Annotated in this window: 17 protein-coding genes and 1 pseudogene; 7 read left to right on the top strand and 11 right to left on the bottom strand. The window is 69.6% G+C overall.

Features of this window, described 5'->3' with window-relative positions:
• Nucleotides 1-20: 20 nt before the first annotated feature.
• From aztC to aztB, 3 genes are read right to left on the bottom strand one after another with little or no spacing between them, the layout of a single operon-like run.
• The gene (gene aztC, locus ACX80N_RS15755) at nucleotides 21-938 is read right to left on the bottom strand and encodes a zinc ABC transporter substrate-binding protein AztC (protein WP_105032773.1); all 918 of its coding nucleotides are present in this window, start codon (nucleotides 936-938) and stop codon (nucleotides 21-23) included.
• Entirely contained in the window at nucleotides 935-2,200 is a 1,266-nt protein-coding gene (locus tag ACX80N_RS15750; RefSeq protein ID WP_459340132.1) for an ABC transporter, read from the bottom strand. The genes aztC and ACX80N_RS15750 overlap by 4 nt, the downstream gene beginning before the upstream one ends.
• Entirely contained in the window at nucleotides 2,187-3,086 is a 900-nt protein-coding gene (gene aztB, locus ACX80N_RS15745) for a zinc ABC transporter permease AztB (protein WP_459340131.1), read from the bottom strand. The genes ACX80N_RS15750 and aztB overlap by 14 nt, the downstream gene beginning before the upstream one ends.
• Before the next feature lie 53 nt (nucleotides 3,087-3,139).
• Here aztB and aztA point away from each other — a divergent pair, with 53 nt between their 5' ends.
• Nucleotides 3,140-3,907 carry a zinc ABC transporter ATP-binding protein AztA gene (gene aztA / locus ACX80N_RS15740; RefSeq protein WP_459340130.1) on the top strand — a complete coding sequence of 256 codons (768 nt, stop codon included), beginning with the start codon at nucleotides 3,140-3,142 and terminating at the stop codon, nucleotides 3,905-3,907.
• An 85-nt stretch (nucleotides 3,908-3,992) separates the two neighbouring features.
• On the opposite strand, the gene ACX80N_RS15735 is transcribed toward aztA, so the two are convergent.
• Nucleotides 3,993-4,220 (bottom strand): putative acetyltransferase, encoded by a 228-nt coding sequence (locus ACX80N_RS15735; protein ID WP_459340129.1) that lies wholly within the window; start codon nucleotides 4,218-4,220, stop codon nucleotides 3,993-3,995.
• Nucleotides 4,221-4,364: 144 nt separating this feature from the next.
• Between ACX80N_RS15735 and fdxA the strand changes: the two genes are divergently transcribed.
• The 3 genes from fdxA (at nucleotide 4,365) to ACX80N_RS15720 (ending at nucleotide 7,305) form a co-directional block, all read left to right on the top strand.
• Nucleotides 4,365-4,691, top strand: coding sequence for a ferredoxin (gene fdxA, locus ACX80N_RS15730; RefSeq protein ID WP_105032768.1), 327 nt, complete (start codon nucleotides 4,365-4,367; stop codon nucleotides 4,689-4,691).
• On the top strand, nucleotides 4,692-5,846 hold the full coding sequence (gene dapC, locus ACX80N_RS15725) for a succinyldiaminopimelate transaminase (RefSeq protein ID WP_105032767.1): 1,155 nt from the start codon (nucleotides 4,692-4,694) through the stop codon (nucleotides 5,844-5,846). It abuts the gene before it with no gap.
• Between the two features lie 175 nt (nucleotides 5,847-6,021).
• A complete protein-coding gene (locus tag ACX80N_RS15720) occupies nucleotides 6,022-7,305 on the top strand; it encodes a citrate synthase (protein ID WP_105032766.1) in 1,284 nt (427 codons plus the stop codon).
• Nucleotides 7,306-7,318: 13 nt separating this feature from the next.
• On the opposite strand, the pseudogene galE reads toward ACX80N_RS15720, so the two are convergent.
• Nucleotides 7,319-8,209, bottom strand: a pseudogene (galE, locus tag ACX80N_RS15715) (UDP-glucose 4-epimerase GalE); the annotation flags it as partial.
• A gap of 126 nt (nucleotides 8,210-8,335) precedes the next feature.
• Here galE and ACX80N_RS15710 point away from each other — a divergent pair.
• On the top strand, nucleotides 8,336-8,947 hold the full coding sequence (locus tag ACX80N_RS15710; RefSeq protein ID WP_459340128.1) for a hypothetical protein: 612 nt from the start codon (nucleotides 8,336-8,338) through the stop codon (nucleotides 8,945-8,947).
• A 38-nt stretch (nucleotides 8,948-8,985) separates the two neighbouring features.
• On the opposite strand, the gene ACX80N_RS15705 is transcribed toward ACX80N_RS15710, so the two are convergent.
• Together ACX80N_RS15705 and dapD are read right to left on the bottom strand one after the other, a co-directional pair.
• Nucleotides 8,986-9,864: a hypothetical protein gene (locus ACX80N_RS15705; RefSeq protein WP_459340127.1), complete on the bottom strand. Its 879-nt coding sequence runs from the start codon at nucleotides 9,862-9,864 to the stop codon at nucleotides 8,986-8,988.
• Between the two features lie 3 nt (nucleotides 9,865-9,867).
• Nucleotides 9,868-10,839, bottom strand: a complete 972-nt coding sequence (dapD, locus tag ACX80N_RS15700) for a 2,3,4,5-tetrahydropyridine-2,6-dicarboxylate N-succinyltransferase (protein ID WP_459340126.1) — start codon at nucleotides 10,837-10,839, stop codon at nucleotides 9,868-9,870.
• Between the two features lie 33 nt (nucleotides 10,840-10,872).
• Between dapD and dapE the strand changes: the two genes are divergently transcribed.
• The gene (dapE, locus tag ACX80N_RS15695; protein ID WP_459340125.1) at nucleotides 10,873-11,964 is read left to right on the top strand and encodes a succinyl-diaminopimelate desuccinylase; all 1,092 of its coding nucleotides are present in this window, start codon (nucleotides 10,873-10,875) and stop codon (nucleotides 11,962-11,964) included.
• Nucleotides 11,965-12,107: 143 nt separating this feature from the next.
• Here dapE and ACX80N_RS15690 read toward each other — a convergent pair whose 3' ends face one another.
• From ACX80N_RS15690 to ACX80N_RS15675, 4 genes are all read right to left on the bottom strand, one after another.
• Entirely contained in the window at nucleotides 12,108-12,977 is an 870-nt protein-coding gene (locus tag ACX80N_RS15690; RefSeq protein ID WP_105032761.1) for an amino acid ABC transporter permease, read from the bottom strand.
• Nucleotides 12,974-13,651 carry an amino acid ABC transporter permease gene (locus ACX80N_RS15685; protein WP_105032760.1) on the bottom strand — a complete coding sequence of 226 codons (678 nt, stop codon included), beginning with the start codon at nucleotides 13,649-13,651 and terminating at the stop codon, nucleotides 12,974-12,976. The genes ACX80N_RS15690 and ACX80N_RS15685 overlap by 4 nt, the downstream gene beginning before the upstream one ends.
• A 79-nt stretch (nucleotides 13,652-13,730) precedes the next feature.
• The gene (locus ACX80N_RS15680) at nucleotides 13,731-14,576 is read right to left on the bottom strand and encodes a glutamate ABC transporter substrate-binding protein (protein ID WP_105032759.1); all 846 of its coding nucleotides are present in this window, start codon (nucleotides 14,574-14,576) and stop codon (nucleotides 13,731-13,733) included.
• 56 nt (nucleotides 14,577-14,632) lie between these two features.
• Nucleotides 14,633-15,409 (bottom strand): amino acid ABC transporter ATP-binding protein, encoded by a 777-nt coding sequence (locus tag ACX80N_RS15675; protein WP_105032758.1) that lies wholly within the window; start codon nucleotides 15,407-15,409, stop codon nucleotides 14,633-14,635.
• A gap of 116 nt (nucleotides 15,410-15,525) precedes the next feature.
• On the opposite strand from ACX80N_RS15675, the gene ACX80N_RS15670 reads away from it, so the two are divergent.
• Nucleotides 15,526-16,416 (top strand): LOG family protein, encoded by an 891-nt coding sequence (locus ACX80N_RS15670; RefSeq protein WP_459340124.1) that lies wholly within the window; start codon nucleotides 15,526-15,528, stop codon nucleotides 16,414-16,416.
• The last annotated feature ends 13 nt before the right edge of the window (nucleotides 16,417-16,429 follow it).

Raw genomic sequence — 16,429 nt, 5'->3', positions numbered from 1 at the left:
TCTTCCTGTGTGGACGGATCTCAGGGTGAGAGTCCGGTGGAGATGCGCTCTGTATTGGTGCGCATCATGGTGAGATACGTGTCAGCGCCCTCACCGGGGTTCGTGAGGGATTCGGTGAAGAGCTCGACGACGTCGACGTCGATGTTCGCGCCGTCGGCGAGGACCTGGACGAGACGGTCGGGCTGGGAGGATTCCGCGAAGACGGTGTCCACCTTCGCTTCCTCGATGGCCGCGACGAGGTCGCGCAGGTCGGAGGCGCTGGGGGAGGCGAGGGTGGTACCGCCCGGGATGACGGCGCCGATGATCCGGAAGTCGTAGCGTTGCGCGAGGTAGCCGAAGACGTGGTGGTTGGTGACCAGGTTCCGCCGGTCGGCAGGGATCGCCGCGAAGGCTTCCGTCATGGCGGCATCGAGGTCCGTGAGTTCTGCCCGGTACTCGGCGGCGGAGGTCTCGACGGCGTCGGTGTCGATCCCGTCGATAGCCGCTACGCGTTCCAGGAGTCGGTCGACGACATCGGCCATGAGCGCGGGATCGGTCCAGAAGTGGGGATCGGGTGCGCCTTCGGATTCACCGTCCGCGTACGCGAGGGATTCGATGACCTCGCCGGCGACGAGAAGGGGTACGGCTTCGGACTGCGCGCTGTCGATGTGCTGCTGCAGGCCCTCCTCGAGGCCGAGTCCGTTCGTCACGATGAGATCGGCCTGCCGCATCATGGCGCCGTCCTGCGCGGAGATCTCGAAGGAGTGCGGGTCGGCGTTCGGCTGCATGAGGACGCGGATGTCGGCCTCGTCGCCGACGACGTTCCGGACGACGTCCCCGAGGATGTTGGTGGTCACCACGATGACCGGTTCGTCACCGGCCGCTGCAGCACATCCGGAGGCCCCGATGATCGTCGTCGCGGCCAGGACCAGGGCGATGTGCCGTCGTGCCCGGTTCATCGACCGACCTCCGCCAGGTGCGCGGGGACGGTGCCGGTGTCGAAACTGCGGGCGATACGGCCGCTGTCGGCGAAGTCGATCTCGAACAGGGTCTGCTCGGCGGGGGCATTGAGGTAGGCGCGCTGCTGGTCGACGGTCAGTTCGACACCGGCCAGGAGGGCGGGGTCCGTCAGGGTCTGTGGCAGGAGTGGTTCGGTCGCGGCGATCGTCCCGCCGGTGCCGGCAGTGAGAACGAGGACGCGGCCGTCCTCGGCGAGGGCGACGACGTGGCCTTCCCTGTCGTCGACCGCGGAGACCTGGAGCAGCGGCACATCGGTGGGGACGAGTTGCCAGGACCGCTCCCGGGTGTCGAGCAGCCAGGCGCCGTGGTCGCCCGCGACCGCGGCGACGGTCGGCCGTCCTTCGCGGGCCCGGAACTCCGTGCCCTTCGGCGCGCTCGTCCCGGCCGGGTAGGGGATCCGCTCGTACGTGATGTCGCCGTCGTCGAGCGTCACCAGGAGAGCGCCGTCGTCGCACCCGATGACGGCGCCGACCGACGTGGTGATCGTCCCCCGGGCATCGACGCAGTCAGCGATCGCACCGTCGATCGGTTCGCCTTCCCTGTCATGGGCCTGGACGGAGGCGGCGATCCCGTCGGTGCCAGGTCGGGTCAGGAGGGTGACGTCCGCCAGGGGAACGAGCATCCCGGGGTGGGGATCGATGGAGAGCTCGGCGCGGACGCTCAGTTCTCCCCTGGCGAGGACGTCGTTGTCGAGCACGCTGCCCTTGCCGCTGTCGGGGAAGTAGACACCCGTCGTCGAGGAGCCGGAGGTGACGACGGCTTCGCCTTCACCCTCGACGGTGCCGATGGTTCTCGATTCGCCGTTGTAGTAGTGGAAGTGGTCCTCGTGGTCCCAGGTCCACATGCCGCTGTCGATGACCGTCATCGCACCGGTGGTCGCGGACGACGCGAAGAGGTACCGCCCATCGGTGACGGTGTCGCTGACCTCGGGGACCTGCCCGAGCGCGGTGGTGGTCCCGTCGGCCAGGTCGAGCAGGTCGACCCGGCCTTCGACGTCCAGGGTCATGAGGTGGAGCTGGGGCTCGGCGACCTCCGTGGAGCCCTCGAGGGTTCCGTGGCCGTCGCCCAGCGGGGCCGGGGCAGAACTGGAGGCAGTCGGGGTGTCGGCCGGGGAGTCCGCGGAGTCCGCGGCCGTGGAGCAGGACGCGAGGGTCAGGGCGAGCAGGGGGAGGCAGGGCAGCAGGGTCTTAGGCGTTCGCACGAAGGGCTTTCTGTGAAGGAGCTGCTACCGGTTCCGAACCGGTGGAGCTGTCGATGGGGCTGGTGGCGGGGCGTCGGCGCGTGATGCCGCGGAGGATGCTCGACACGGCCGCGCACGCGATCGCGGCGAGGGCGATGGAGGCTCCGGCAGCGGTGCCGAGGTGCCACGAGGCGAGGAGCCCGAGGACGACGGACAGGACGCCCATGAGGGCCGCGAAGGCCATGGTGTTCGGGATCCGGGTGGTCCAGGGTGCGGCGGCGACGGCCGGGGCGAGGAGCAGGCCGATGACGAGCAGCGCGCCCACGGCCTGGTAGGACACGACGACGGCAAGGGTCACGAGTCCGACGAGGAGCACCTGTGCCAGGCGCGGACGCAGCCCCATGACCTGGGCGATCCGGCGGTCGAAGGCGAGGGCCACGAACGCGCGGTGGAAGGCGGCGGCGACGAGCACGGTGAGGAGCAGGGCGCCGGCGAGGAGGCGGAGATCACCGGATCCGATCGCCAGCACGTCGCCGAAGAGGATGGCCGTCGCGTCCGTGGCGAAGCTGCGGGAGTGGGAGATGATGATGACGCCGGTGGCGAGCATGCCCACGAAGAACAGGCCGATGCTCGTGTCGTGGGACAGTCGTCCGCGGCGGGCCAGGAGGCTCACGCCGAGGCTCATCACGACCGCGCTGCCTGCGGCTCCGAGGATGACGGGCACGCCGGCCAGCGTGGCGAGTGCGACGCCGGGGAGCATGCCGTGTGCCATCGCCTCACCCAGGAACGCCATCCCGCGGATGACCACCCAGGTGCCGACGACGGCGCAGATGGCAGCGCAGAGCGAGCCGCCGATGAGTGCACGCAGCATGAAGTCGGTGGCGAAGGGTCCGATGAACGAGGTCACGGGCCCACCCTAGGCTTAAATGAGTTTCATTCTCAACATGGTAGTTTGGCGGGATGCCGCAGTCCCGAAGCCCCCACGATGTCGCCGCCGCACCGTCGGCCCCGCGCGTCCTCGAGCCCCTCACGCTCTCCGACGTCCGGTTCGACCACGACGGCGTCGAGGCGTTGCGCGGTGTCTCCCTGTCGATCCGACCCGGAGCGGTGACGGTCATCATCGGTCCGAACGGCTCCGGGAAGTCGACGGTGCTCGCGCTGCTCGCCGGTGTGCTCGCTCCCCGGAGCGGCACGGTGTCATCCGCCGGGCCTGCCCGCACCGCCCTCGTCGTGCAGCGCAGCGAGGTGTCCGATCGCATGCCGCTCACGGTGCGGGACGTCGTGACCATGGGCCGCTGGTCCGATACCGGTCTCCTGGGACGCCTGCGGGCCGCTGATCGTCGCATCATCGACGACTGCATCGGCCTCGTGAGCCTGGACGGCTACCAGGACCGACCCCTGGGAGCCCTGTCGGGCGGCCAGCGCCAGCGGGCCTTCCTGGCCCAGGGCCTGGCCCAGCAGGCGGACGTCCTCCTGCTCGACGAACCGACCACCGGCCTCGACGCCGCCACCCGCGCGGTGGTCGCCGACGTCCTGCTCACCGAACGGGCGCGCGGAGCAACCGTCGTCTGCGTCTCGCACGACGACGTCACCCTGGCAGCGGCCGATCATGTCATCCGCCTCGAAGCGGGCCGTGTGGCACCTGCAGGGCCGGACATCCGCGGGCGTCGGCAGGGGAGGCCGGAGGATGCGGCAGAACCCGCTCCGACGTGTCCGCCCCGCTCGTAGGGTCCCCGCCGGCCCTGCCGGCCCTGCTAGCCCTGCCGGCCCTACTGACCCTGCCGGCCCTGCCGGCCCTGCCGGACCGGACGGCCTATCGTCGCGGAGCGCGGCGCGGGGGAGCGGGCGGTACGGGTTTCGCAGCCGTGACGTCGGCGAGCGGCACGACGTCGTCGCCCGTGCGGGTGCGTACGGTGCAGGTGGTCGCATCGAGTGCCACCAGGTCACCCAGCGAATCGGTGAAGCCGTCGGCCAGGCGGCGCCGCACCACCACGCGCGTGTGCAGGGGGAGCGACGCGAGGAGGCCGGCGGGAGTCTGCACCCGTCAAGGGTAGGCCCTCGGGCGCCCGGAGGGAGGACCGGTGGCCCGACGTCGATGGTCGGGCCGTGCGGGTGGTTGCGTTAAGCTGGGAAACGCACCGACCGTGTGGCAGCCGCCCCCGAATTCCAAGGAAAGGCGTGGGAAGTGACCTACGTAATCGCGCAGCCCTGCGTTGATGTCAAGGACAAGGCCTGTATCGAGGAGTGCCCTGTCGACTGCATCTACGAGGGGGAGCGGTCCCTCTACATCCAGCCCGACGAGTGCGTCGACTGCGGTGCGTGCGAACCCGTCTGCCCCGTCGAGGCGATCTACTACGAGGACGACACGCCCGAGCAGTGGGCCGAGTACTACAAGGCGAACGTCGAGTTCTTCGACGACCTCGGCTCGCCCGGTGGCGCAGCGAAGGTCGGCAACACGGGCTTCGACCACCCGATCATCGCGGCCCTGCCGCCCCAGAACCAGCCCGCCTAGGTGACGGTCGGGGAGCCGAAGCCCTTCGGCCTGCACCTGCCCGACTATCCGTGGGACGCCATGGCGCCCTACCGGGACATCGCGTCGCAGCACGCTGACGGCATCGTGGACCTGTCCATCGGCACGCCCGTGGACCCGACACCGCAGCTCATCCGCTCCGCGCTCGCCGCGGCATCCGACGCGCACGGTTATCCCACCACGCACGGCACCATCGCCCTGCGTGAGGCGGTCAGTGCCTGGTTCGCCCGTCGCAGGGCGGTGCCCGGCATCGACCCCCAGGACATCCTCCCGACCGTGGGATCGAAGGAGCTCGTCGCCTGGCTGCCCCTGCTGCTCGGCCTGGGTGCCGGCGACGTCGTCGTGCGTCCTACCGTGGCGTACCCCACCTACGACGTCGGCGCGCACCTCGCGGGCGCGAGCCCGGTGGCCGCCGACTCCCTCGCCGATCTCCCCGACGACGTCCGGTCGCGCGTGCGCCTCGTGTGGATCAACTCGCCGGGGAACCCCACCGGCGACGTCCTCGACGTCGCGGGCCTGCGGACCATCGTCGACGAGGCGCGGTCGCTGGGCGCCGTCGTCGCGTCCGACGAGTGCTACGGCGAACTGGGCTGGGGCCGCTGGGACCCCGCCGAGGGCGGCGAAGCGGTGCCGAGCGTCCTCGACCCGCGGGTCTGCGGCGACTCCTCCGAGCTCCTGCTGGCCGTCTACTCGCTGAGCAAGCAGTCCAACCTCGCCGGCTACCGGGCCGCCTTCACCGCGGGCGACCCTGCGATCATCGCCAACCTCGTGAACTCGCGGAAGCATGCCGGCATGATCGTGCCCTACCCGGTGCAGGAGGCCATGCGGGTGGCCCTCGGGGACGATGCCCACGTCGCGGAGCAGAAGGACCTGTATCGCCGTCGTCGGGCACGGCTCATCCCCGCCCTGGAGGCGGCCGGCTTCACCATCAGCGGCTCCGAGGCGGGCCTGTACCTGTGGGCGTCCGACGGCCGGCCCACCTGGGACAGCATCGCCCGGCTCGCCGGACTCGGGATCCTCGCGGGCCCGGGCACCTTCTACGGGGAGGCCGGCCACGGCTTCGTGCGGATCGCCCTGACGGGCAGTGACGAGAGGGTCGGGGCCGCGGTGACGCGTCTGGCCGCCGCCGGGTACTGACGAGGAGCCGGCCGACGGCCCGTGCCCTGGTGCGCGAAGGGCGGCAGGATTAGCGATCAGGGGCTCGCTGACGGTAGCGTTTCGCTTGAATGTGCTGTCCCCGGAATGATGTGTGTCCTCCTGCGTAGTGACGAATAATGGCGAGGACCTCGCTCCAGCTCCTGAAGGAGAACCTATGACCGAGCAGAATGCTGCTTCCCTGCACTACGGCGGCGGGGAGCTCAGCCTGCCGCTGGTGCCCGCCGTCGAAGGTAACAACGGCTACGACGTGTCCAAACTGCTGAAGCAGACGGGCCAGGTCACCTTCGACCCCGGCTTCATGAACACCGCGGCCACGACGTCCGCGATCACCTACATCGACGGCGACGCCGGCATCCTGCGCTACCGCGGGTACCCGATCGAGGAGCTGGCGAAGAACTCCAGCTTCCTCGAGGTCTCCTATCTCCTGATCTACGGCAACCTGCCGACGCCGCAGGAACTGAGCGCGTTCGACGGACGCATCCGCCGCCACACGCTGCTGCACGAGGAGCTTAAGGGCTTCTTCGGCGGGTTCCCCCGCGACGCGCACCCCATGCCGGTGTTGTCCTCGGCCGTCTCGGCGCTGTCCACCTTCTACCAGGACTCGCTGGATCCGTTCGACGACGAGCAGGTGGAGCTCTCGACGTTCCGCCTCATGGCGAAGCTGCCCGTGATCGCGGCCTACGCGCACAAGAAGTCCATCGGCCAGCCCATGCTGTACCCCGACAACTCCATGAACCTGGTGGAGAACTTCCTGCGGCTCTCCTTCGGCCTGCCCGCCGAGCCCTACGACCTCGACCCGATGATGGTCAAGGCCCTGGACCTGCTGCTCATCCTGCACGCGGACCACGAGCAGAACTGCTCGACGTCGACCGTGCGGCTCGTCGGCAGCTCGAACGCCAACATGTTCGCCTCCGTCTCGGCCGGCATCAATGCGCTCTTCGGCCCGCTCCACGGCGGCGCCAATGAGGCAGTGCTCAACATGCTGCGCGACATCAAGGCCAAGGGCATGCAGCCCGAGGACTTCATGGAGAAGGTCAAGAACAAGGAAGACGGCGTGAAGCTCATGGGCTTCGGGCACCGCGTCTACAAGAACTACGACCCGCGCGCGAAGATCGTCAAGGCCACGGCCCATGACATCCTCAGCAAGCTCGGCGGCAACGACGAGCTGCTCGACATCGCCATGCGGCTCGAGGAGAAGGCCCTCGCCGACGACTACTTCATCGAGCGGAAGCTCTACCCGAACGTGGACTTCTACACGGGCCTCATCTACAAGGCCATGGGGTTCCCGGAGAAGATGTTCACCGTGCTCTTCGCGATCGGACGCCTCCCGGGCTGGATCGCCCAGTGGCGCGAGATGATGCAGGATCCGCAGACGAAGATCGGCCGCCCCCGCCAGCTGTACACGGGTGAGGGAGAGCGCCACTACCCCGCGAACTGATCGCACGCAGGACGACGGCGGCGTCCCCGGGCCGGCGGGGGGCGAACTCGTAGGGGACGTCGCGGCCCACGGCGGCCGAGAAGGCCGCGAGGACCTCCAGCACCGAGGACCCGTTGCCCGTCCCCAGGTTCCACGTGTGCACGCCGCCGCGGGCCACGAGGTAGTCCAGGGCCGCGAGGTGTCCCTCGGCGAGGTCGACGACGTGGATGTAGTCGCGCACACCCGTCCCGTCCTTGGTGGGGTAGTCGTTGCCGAACACCAGGACCTTCTCGCGCCGGCCCACGGCCACCTGCGCCACGAACGGCAGGAGGTTGTTGGGGATACCGGTGGGGTCCTCGCCGATGGTCCCCGAGGCGTGGGCTCCCACCGGGTTGAAGTAGCGCAGCAGGGCGATGTTCCAGCGCGGATCGGCGGCACCGAGGTCGCTCAGGATGTCCTCGATCTGCTCCTTCGTGCGCCCGTACGGGTTCACTGCGTCGAGGGGCAGCTTCTCCGTCAGGGGCACTTCCTCCGAGGCGCCGTAGACCGTCGCCGAGGAGCTGAACACGAGCGTGCGCACATCAGCGTCGTCCATCACCCGCAGCAGGTTCAGGGTGCCGCCCACGTTGTTGGAGTAGTAGTACAGCGGCTTCTCGACCGACTCGCCCACCGCCTTCAGCCCGGCGAAGTGGATGACGGCGTCCACCTGCTCCTTGGCGAAGATGGCACGCAGCCGCGGCTCGTCGAGGAGATCGGCCTGGTGGAAGGTCGCCGCGCGTCCGGCCAGGGCCGCGACGCGGTCGAGCGAGGTGACGGTGGAGTTCGCGAGGTTGTCGACCACGACGACGTCGTGGCCGTGGTCGAGCAGGGTCAGGACGGTGTGCGAGCCGATATAGCCGCTGCCACCGGTAACGAGGATCTTCATGCTTCCATCCTAGGTCGGTGCCGCGGCCCCGCCCCGACGGCATACGTCGAGTGGTCTTCGGTCTTTGAAGCGGTATCCGGCCGGGGGCTACTCTGGGGAGCAGCCTGGCAGGGACGAAGGAGGCCCATGTCGAACCCCGAACACGGCCACACTGCCTACTTCAGCGTGGACACGTCGGAAGTGCTGCTCGTGGCGCTCTACCTGCGCGACTGCGCAGGGCTGCGCGGGGTGGGCCGGCCTGCGCTTCCACCGGTGATCCCTCCCGTGCGGACCGTCGACACGCGGCGCCTGAGCGGGCCCGGGGGAGTGACGGCGCTGAGGGTCGAGTGGGAGGCGTGGTGGCACGGCCTCCTCGCCCGTCCGATCGGCGACGCCGTGCTGCCCGTCCCGCCCCGCTTCGAGGCCCTGGACGGCATGGAGGCGCTCAAGTCACTGCTGAGGGCCCATTTCGGGGCGGCGATGGACTGGGCCGAGGAGCGGTGCGCCGAGTACGCCCTGCACACGGGCGCCCGCGGTGCCGAGAGCATGGAGTACCTGCTGGGACGCCTGCTGCAGGAACGCGAGCTCGAGCTGGGCCGCGACGCCCGCCGCTTCACCCTGGAGATCGTGGAACTGCCGCTCGGGGTCCGCAGGGCGTGGTGGGTGGAGCCGGACAAGCTCATCATGTGCCAGGAACTGGTCGACGACGAGCAATCCTTCCGCAGCTACGTGGAACCGGTCGTGAGGATGCTGGCCTGAGTCCTCACCCCTGTACCTGACGGGTTCCCGGCACCGGCTCAGGGCGTCACGCCCGCGACGGTGATGACGAGCGTTCCGGGGGCCGACGTCGCCGACGTCCACCCGCCGTCGGACCGCACCCACCGGAGACCGGCGTGCTCCACCGAGGTGATCGAGTGGGCGGAGGCGTTCGCCACGGCCCACTGCGCCGCTGCCCACCCGGTGGCGCCGGTGAGTTCCAGCGTCAGCCGGTTCCCGTCCACCACCCCGCCGAGCGGCCCGAAGACCTCCTCCGCGGCGGTGGACAGGGCCAGCGCGTCGCCTGTCCCGGTCGGTCCGCGCAGCGTGCAGTCGAGGGCGGCGGGGGAGTTGCCGGTGAGAGCCGAGGCGAAGGCCCGGCCCTCGGGCTCGTGGTCCGCGTACGCGTCCGGGAAGGCGGAGCGCTGGACGGTCTGCGCGGCCTGGGTGATCGGCAGCGTCTCGTATCCCGGCACCTGCACGAGGGCGTCGTAGAAGGCCCCGGTGGCGTAGAGGGGCATCATGATCTGCTCCTCCGTGCCCCAGCCCTGCGAGGGGCGCTGCTGGAACAGGCCACGGGAGTCGGGTCCGGTGTCGTCGCCGTAGCCGATGTTCTCCAGCCGCGACTCCTGGATCGCGGTGGCGATCGCGATCGACGCGGCACGCGCAGGCAGGCCCCGCCGGACGGCGACGCCCGCGATCAGGGCCGCGTTGCCCGCCTGGGTGGGCGTGAGCTCGAACGTGTCCGCGCCCACCGTGGCACTGCAGCGCTCCCGCACCAGCACCTCGCTGTCGTCGAGCTGGTGCACGGCGACGGCGGTCCCGCCGACGACGACGGCCACCAGGGCGGTGAGCAGGACGCCGGTCCGCAGCCGGCGCCTCCGGCGCCGGACCGCGGCGGAAGGACCACGCGGAGCCACGTGCTAGTTGGCGTGCAGGGCCGGGTTGAGGGCGATGCCGTCCCCGGTACGGGGGCGCGCCTCGACGGCTCCGGTCGTGGAGTTGCGCAGGAACAGGATGCCGGACTCGCCCGAGAGCGCACTCGCCTTCACGACCGTCCCGTCCTGCAGCGTCACCTTGGTGCCCGCCGTGAGGTAGAGCCCGGCCTCGACCACGCAGTCGTCCCCGAGGGAGATGCCCACACCCGATTCCGCACCGAGCAGGCACCGCTCGCCGATGGTGATGCGTTCCTTGCCGCCACCCGAGAGCGTCCCCATGATGGAGGCCCCCCCGCCCACGTCCGAGCCGTCGCCGACGACGACGCCCGCCGAGATGCGGCCCTCCACCATGGAGTGCCCGAGCGTCCCGGCGTTGAAGTTCACGAAGCCCTCGTGCATCACCGTGGTGCCGTCGGCGAGGTGCGCACCCAGGCGCACGCGGTCCGCATCGGCGATGCGTACCCCGGCGGGCACCACGTAGTCCACCATGCGGGGGAACTTGTCCACGCCGTGCACCGCCACCGGGCCGCGGGCCCGCAGGGCCGCGCGCACGGTCTCGAAGTCCTGCACCGGCGCGGGCCCGTGGTTCGTCCACACCACGTTGGGAAGCAGGCCGAAGATGCCGTCGAGATTGATCGAGTTGGGCTGCACCAGCCGATGGGAGAGGAGGTGGAGCCGCAGATAGGCGTCCTCGGTGCCTGCCGGAGCGGCGTCGAGGTCGATGGTCAGGTCGACGACGCGCTGGGTGACCTTCCGGGCATTGTCCACGCCGGCCTCGGCGAGGGCCTCCAGCGTGTCGCGCAGATGGGTGGAGGTGTCCCCGTCCCCGCCGAGCCGCGGCGCGGGGAACCAGGTGTCCAGGACGGTGCCGTCGGCGGCGACCGTGGCGAGGCCGAGGCCACCGGCCACGCGGTCGATGGTGCCGGGCATGGACGGGCTGGGCAGGGGAGGAGTCATGGGTCCGAGTCTACCGAGCGATAGTGTTGCAGCATGATTCCTCTCTCCTCCGCGGAGCTCGATCCCGCCTCCGACGTGGCCCACCTGACGGCCCGGCTCATCGACATCGAGAGCGTCTCCGGCAACGAGGGGGCCGTCGCCGACGCCGTCGAACACGCACTGCGGCGCCTGGGCCACCTCGAGGTGGTGCGCGACGGCGACTGCGTGATGGCGCGGACGCGGCTGGGCCGTTCCGAGCGCGTCATCCTGGCGGGACACCTCGACACCGTGCCGCTGCCCACCACCCCCGGAGCACGGGGGACGGTGCCGTCCGCATGGGCCGGTGAGGTGCTCTACGGCAGGGGTGCCACGGACATGAAGGGTGGCGTCGCGGTCCAGCTGGCACTCGCCGCAGCGCTCCCGGACCCGACGCGCGACATCACGTTCATCTTCTACGACCACGAGGAGGTCGAGGCGTCGCTGAGCGGACTCGGGCGCGTGGCCGCGTCCTATCCGGAGTGGCTCCGGGCCGACTTCGCCGTCCTGCTGGAGCCCACGGACGGCACGGTGGAGGGCGGATGCAACGGGACGGCGCGTTTCGAGGTCCGCGTGACCGGCAGGGCGTCCCACTCCGCGAGGGCCTGGATGGGCGTCAACGCCATCCACGGCGCCGCCGAGATCCTCGTCCGGCTGCGGGACCACGAGCCCGCGACGGTCCACGTGGACGGGCTGGACTACCGGGAGAGCCTCAATGCCGTGAGGATCACCGGAGGCACCGCAGGCAACGTGATCCCGGACAGCGCGGTGATCGAGGTGAACTACCGCTTCGCCCCCGACAAGACCCCCGACCAGGCGGAGGAACACGTGCGGGCGCTGCTCGAGGGCTTCACGGTGGAGCGGACCGACGCCGCCGCCGGCGCGCGCCCCGGGCTGCAGCATCCGGCGGCGGCCGCGTTCGTCGCGGCGGTGGGCGCGGAGCCCAAGCCCAAGTACGGCTGGACCGATGTCGCGCGGTTCAGCGCCCTCGGGGTACCCGCGGTCAACTTCGGCCCCGGCGACGCGCTCCTGGCGCACACCGACGACGAGCACGTCCACGCCGACGCGGTGCGTGCCTGCCTGAAGGCCATGGTGGACTGGCTGTCCTGACCGGGCCGTCCTGGAGGTTCGTTCCGATCGTGTGCTCCCGGCACCGGGCCCGGTCCCCCGGACCGGGGGAGGACGACGAAGGGCCCGGCGGTTGCCGGGCCCTTCGTCGTCGGTGCGTGTCCGCGTCCGCTACCGTGCAGGACTCATGTGGACGCGGCGTCCAGCGCGACGGCCTCCCGTGCCACCGGCTTCCGCCCCTTGGTGCGGAAGCTCAGGAGCACGGACAGGCGCGTGGCCAGGGTCGAGAGCGCGAAGTTGATGACGATGAAGATCGCCGCTGCGACGAACAGCGAGGGGATCACGTTGCCCTCACCGACACCGAGCCGCCGCGTGTACTGCAGCAGTTCCGGGTAGGTGATGATGAAGCCCAGTGCGGAGTCCTTGAGGATCACCACGAACTGGCTGATCAGCGCGGGCAGCATGGCGATGAGCGCCTGCGGTACCTCGATGTTCCGCAACGACTGGTTGCGCGTCAGGCCGATCGCCATGCCCGCCTCGCGCTGGCCCCGGGGCAGTCCGTGCACGCCGGAGCGCACGAGTTCGGCGATCACGGAGCCGTTGTAGAGCGTGAGGGCGAGGATCACGGCGATGAGCGGGGCGTCCTGCGGTTTCACGGCCCCGGAGCTGCCGAGCGCCAGCCAGAAGAAGATCATCATGAGCAGTACCGGCACGGCCCGCAGGAATTCGACCACCACGCCGGCGATCCAGCGGACCGGCGCCACGTGCGAGAGCCTGCCGACGCCGAAGACCAGCCCGAAGACCACCGAGGTGACGATCGCGATGGCGGCGGCCTTCAGGGTGTTGCCGAGGCCCGGCAGGATGAAGAACTCCCAGGTGCGGGACTCCAGGAACGGCGCCCACATGCTCCCGGCGAACTGGCCCTTCTCCGCGAGGGCGGAGATCACCCAGGCGAGGACCCCGAGGACGATCAGGACGCCCACGATGTTGCCGATCAGGATGTTCCTGCGCGCACGGGGTCCCGGTGCGTCGAAGAGGACCTGCTGCGCGCTCATCGTGCCACCGCCAGTTTCCGTGAGGCCCAGGTGGTGAGGAGTCCGACGGGGATCACGAGGATCACGAAGCCCAGCGCGAAGGTGAGGAAGATCGGGAAGACGAGGTCCGAGCGGAACTCGATCATGGTCTTCATCAGTCCCGAGGCCTCGGCAGCGACGGAGCCCGCGGCCGCGACCGTCGAGTTCTTGATGAGGGCGATCAGCACGTTGCCGAGCGGGGCGATCGCGCCGCGGAAGGCTTGCGGCAGGATGATCAGGCGCGCCGCCGGCAGGAAGCTCAGCCCGATGGCACGGGCCGCTTCGGCCTGACCCAGCGGGACGGTGTTGACGCCGCTGCGGATCGCCTCGCAGACGAAGGCTGCGTGGTACAGCGCGAGCCCCACGATGGCGATCCGGAACAGGCTGACGTTGAGCTCGGACGCCAGGCTGATCTGCATGACGGAGAACAGCCCGAGGAAGCCGAAGGCCAGGATGATCGTCAGCGGGGTGTTACGGAAGATGTTGACGTAGGCCGCACCGAACCACTGCAGGCTCGGGATGGGGGAGATGCGGAACAGGGCCAGGACGGTACCGAGGGCCAGGGCCCAGAGGGCGGCCCAGAAGGACAACTGGATGTTGACCCAGAACGCGGCAGGGACGTCGTAGGTCTCGAACAGCGACAGGTAGTTCTCCACGGTTCACCTCTTTCCTGGTGGGGAACATGGCATCGGTGGGGTGGTCCGGGCGGACCACCCCACCGATGCGAACGGTCGACTAGGCGCAGGGCGCCGGCGTCGGCGGGTTCAGCTCGGCGTTGAAGGTGTAGTCGGCACCCTCGGTGTTGCTGGTGATCGCTTCCTCCCACGCGCCGTCCTCGATCATCTTCGTGATGGCCGCGTTGATGTCCTCGCACCTGTCGCTGCCCTTGGGCAGGCCGACACCGTAGTTCTCCTCGGAGAACGTGTTGCCGACGACCTTGAACTTGCCGGCGTTGGCCTCCTGGGCGGCGAGGCCGGCGAGGATGATGTCATCGGTGGTGACGGCGTCGATCTGGCCGCCGCCCATCGCGGTGACGCACTCGGCGTAGCCCGGCTGCTCGACGAGCTGCACGCCCGGGTACTGGTCCTTGATCTTCTGTGCCGAGGTGGAGCCGGTGACCGAGCAGAGGTTCTTGCCCTCGAGGTCCTCGGGTCCGGTGATGTCGCTGTCCGTCGGGACGAGCAGATCCTGGCCCGCCACGAAGTACGGACCGGCGAAGTCGACGGTCTGCTTGCGGGTGTCGGTGATGGAGTAGGTCGCGAAGATCATGTCCACCTGGTTGTTGGACAGCAGGTTCTCGCGGTTGGCGGACGGGGCCTCCACGAACTCGATGTTCTCCTCGGTCACGCCGAGCTCGTTCGCCACGTACTTCGCGACGTCGACGTCGAAGCCGGAGTAGGAGCCGCCCTCGTCGTAGCCGAGACCGGGCTGGTCGAACTTGATGCCGATGCGGAGGCTCTCGCCACCGCCGGCCTCGCCGCTGCTCCCGCTGTCGGCGCTCTCACCGCCGCCGCCACAGGCGGACAGCGTCAGTGCGGCCACCGCGGCCACCGCGGCTGCTGCGTATCGGGTCTTCTGCATTGGTTCTCCTTGCGTTCCGGCCTCGAGGGCCTGGTGGATGCGGGTGATGTGAGGGGTCAGTGCGAGAGGATCTTGCCGAGGAAGTCCCTGGCGCGCTCGCTCTGCGGATTGGTGAAGAACTCCTCGGGCGTGGCCTGTTCCACGATCTGTCCGTCGGCCATGAAGATCACACGGTCGGCGGCGCGGCGGGCGAAGCCCATCTCGTGGGTCACCACGATCATGGTCATGCCGTCCTTCGCGAGGGACACCATCGCGTCGAGCACCTCGTTGATCATCTCCGGGTCCAGTGCGGACGTGGGCTCGTCGAAGAGCATGACCTTCGGCTTCATGGCGAGGGCCCGGGCGATCGCCACGCGCTGCTGCTGGCCGCCGGAGAGCTGGGCCGGGAGTTTCTGCGCCTGGTTGTCCACGCCGACCCGCTTGAGGAGCGACATCGCCAGCTCCTTGGCCTCGCCGGCCTTCATGCCCTTGACCTTCACGGGACCCAGGGTCACGTTCTCGAGGATCGACTTGTGGGCGAAGAGGTTGAAGGACTGGAAGACCATCCCCACGTCGGCGCGGAGTTTCGCGAGGGCCTTGCCTTCGGCGGGCAGCACCTTGCCGTCGATGGCGATCTCGCCGTCGTCGATGGTCTCGAGGCGGTTGATCGCGCGGCAGAGCGTCGACTTCCCGGACCCCGACGGTCCGATGACCACCAGGACCTCACCGCGGGCTACCTCGAGATTGATGTCCCGGAGCACGTGCAGGTCCCCGAAGTGCTTGTTCACGTTCTTGAGGGAGACGAGGGGTCCTCCCGAGGACGCGGGCGTAGCCGGCAGCGGTTCACTTGTCATGGGAGAAATCTAGCGAACTATTCCTCGCCGGCAATACACAGCGTCCGATTGGGCGCGATCGTGATTCAAGAGCAACCAAAGCCCCGGGAGCGCGGGGCGTTGGTTAGCCTAGGAAAATGTCTCCTTCCCAGCACCCGTCCGCCGATGACGACGCCCGGCTCCCCGCACCGCACGACGACGGGCAGGCGCGATCCGCCCTGTCCGGTCCGGGTGTATCGAACGGGGCGTCCAACGGGACGTCGGTCCAGCCGTTCGAGGCGGCCGCCGCAGGCAGGGCGACCAGGCGCAAGGGATCGGTGGAGCTGAGGCGGGGCCAGGCCACGGTGCCGCAATCGGACAACATGCTCCTCGACGCCGACGACAACGGCGGCTTCACGCGCACCGACCCGTGGCGGGTGCTGCGGATCCAGAGCGAGTTCGTGGAGGGTTTCGGGACGCTGGCCGACCTCGGGCCCGCCATCAGCGTCTTCGGGTCGGCGCGGACCGCGCGCGACTCCGCCTTCTACGCCATCGGCGAGGAGGTGGGCCGCCGGCTGGTGGAGGCGGGCTACGCCGTCATCACCGGGGGAGGCCCCGGTGCCATGGAGGCCGCGAACAAGGGCGCCTGTGAGGCGGGCGGGACCTCCGTGGGGCTGGGGATCGAACTGCCGTTCGAGCAGGGCATGAACGAGTGGGTGGACCTCGGGATCAACTTTCGGTACTTCTTCGCCCGCAAGACCATGTTCGTCAAGTACGCGAGCGGGTTCGTCGTACTGCCCGGAGGCTTCGGCACGCTCGACGAACTGTTCGAGGCCATGACCCTCGTGCAGACCCGCAAGGTCACCTCGTTCCCGATCGTGCTCGTCGGCGTCGCCTACTGGCAGCCGCTCCTCGACTGGATCGAGGGCACGCTGCTGGCCGAGGGAACCATCTCCGAGAAGGACCTCTCGCTGCTGCAGCTCGTCGAGACCGCGGAGGAGGCCGTGACGATCGTCGCGGCGTCGGCCGGCCACGAGCACGGCGTCTGAGCAGCCCCGTTCC

This window comes from Arthrobacter sp. MDT2-16 (assembly GCF_054510925.1).
Note: the sequence above shows the minus strand (reverse complement) of the source record. Positions and strands in the feature narration are given on the sequence as shown.

Excerpts from the sequence above, each read along its gene's own strand:
- aztC (WP_105032773.1), bottom strand. The coding sequence starts at position 938 with ATGAACCGGGCACGACGGCACATCGCCCTGGTCCTGGCCGCGACGACG.
- aztA (WP_459340130.1), top strand. The coding sequence starts at position 3,140 with ATGCCGCAGTCCCGAAGCCCCCACGATGTCGCCGCCGCACCGTCGGCC.
- ACX80N_RS15720 (WP_105032766.1), top strand. The coding sequence starts at position 6,022 with ATGACCGAGCAGAATGCTGCTTCCCTGCACTACGGCGGCGGGGAGCTC.
- ACX80N_RS15710 (WP_459340128.1), top strand. The coding sequence starts at position 8,336 with ATGTCGAACCCCGAACACGGCCACACTGCCTACTTCAGCGTGGACACG.
- dapD (WP_459340126.1), bottom strand. The coding sequence starts at position 10,839 with ATGACTCCTCCCCTGCCCAGCCCGTCCATGCCCGGCACCATCGACCGC.
- dapE (WP_459340125.1), top strand. The coding sequence starts at position 10,873 with ATGATTCCTCTCTCCTCCGCGGAGCTCGATCCCGCCTCCGACGTGGCC.
- ACX80N_RS15690 (WP_105032761.1), bottom strand. The coding sequence starts at position 12,977 with ATGAGCGCGCAGCAGGTCCTCTTCGACGCACCGGGACCCCGTGCGCGC.
- ACX80N_RS15680 (WP_105032759.1), bottom strand. The coding sequence starts at position 14,576 with ATGCAGAAGACCCGATACGCAGCAGCCGCGGTGGCCGCGGTGGCCGCA.
- ACX80N_RS15675 (WP_105032758.1), bottom strand. The coding sequence starts at position 15,409 with ATGACAAGTGAACCGCTGCCGGCTACGCCCGCGTCCTCGGGAGGACCC.
- ACX80N_RS15670 (WP_459340124.1), top strand. The coding sequence starts at position 15,526 with ATGTCTCCTTCCCAGCACCCGTCCGCCGATGACGACGCCCGGCTCCCC.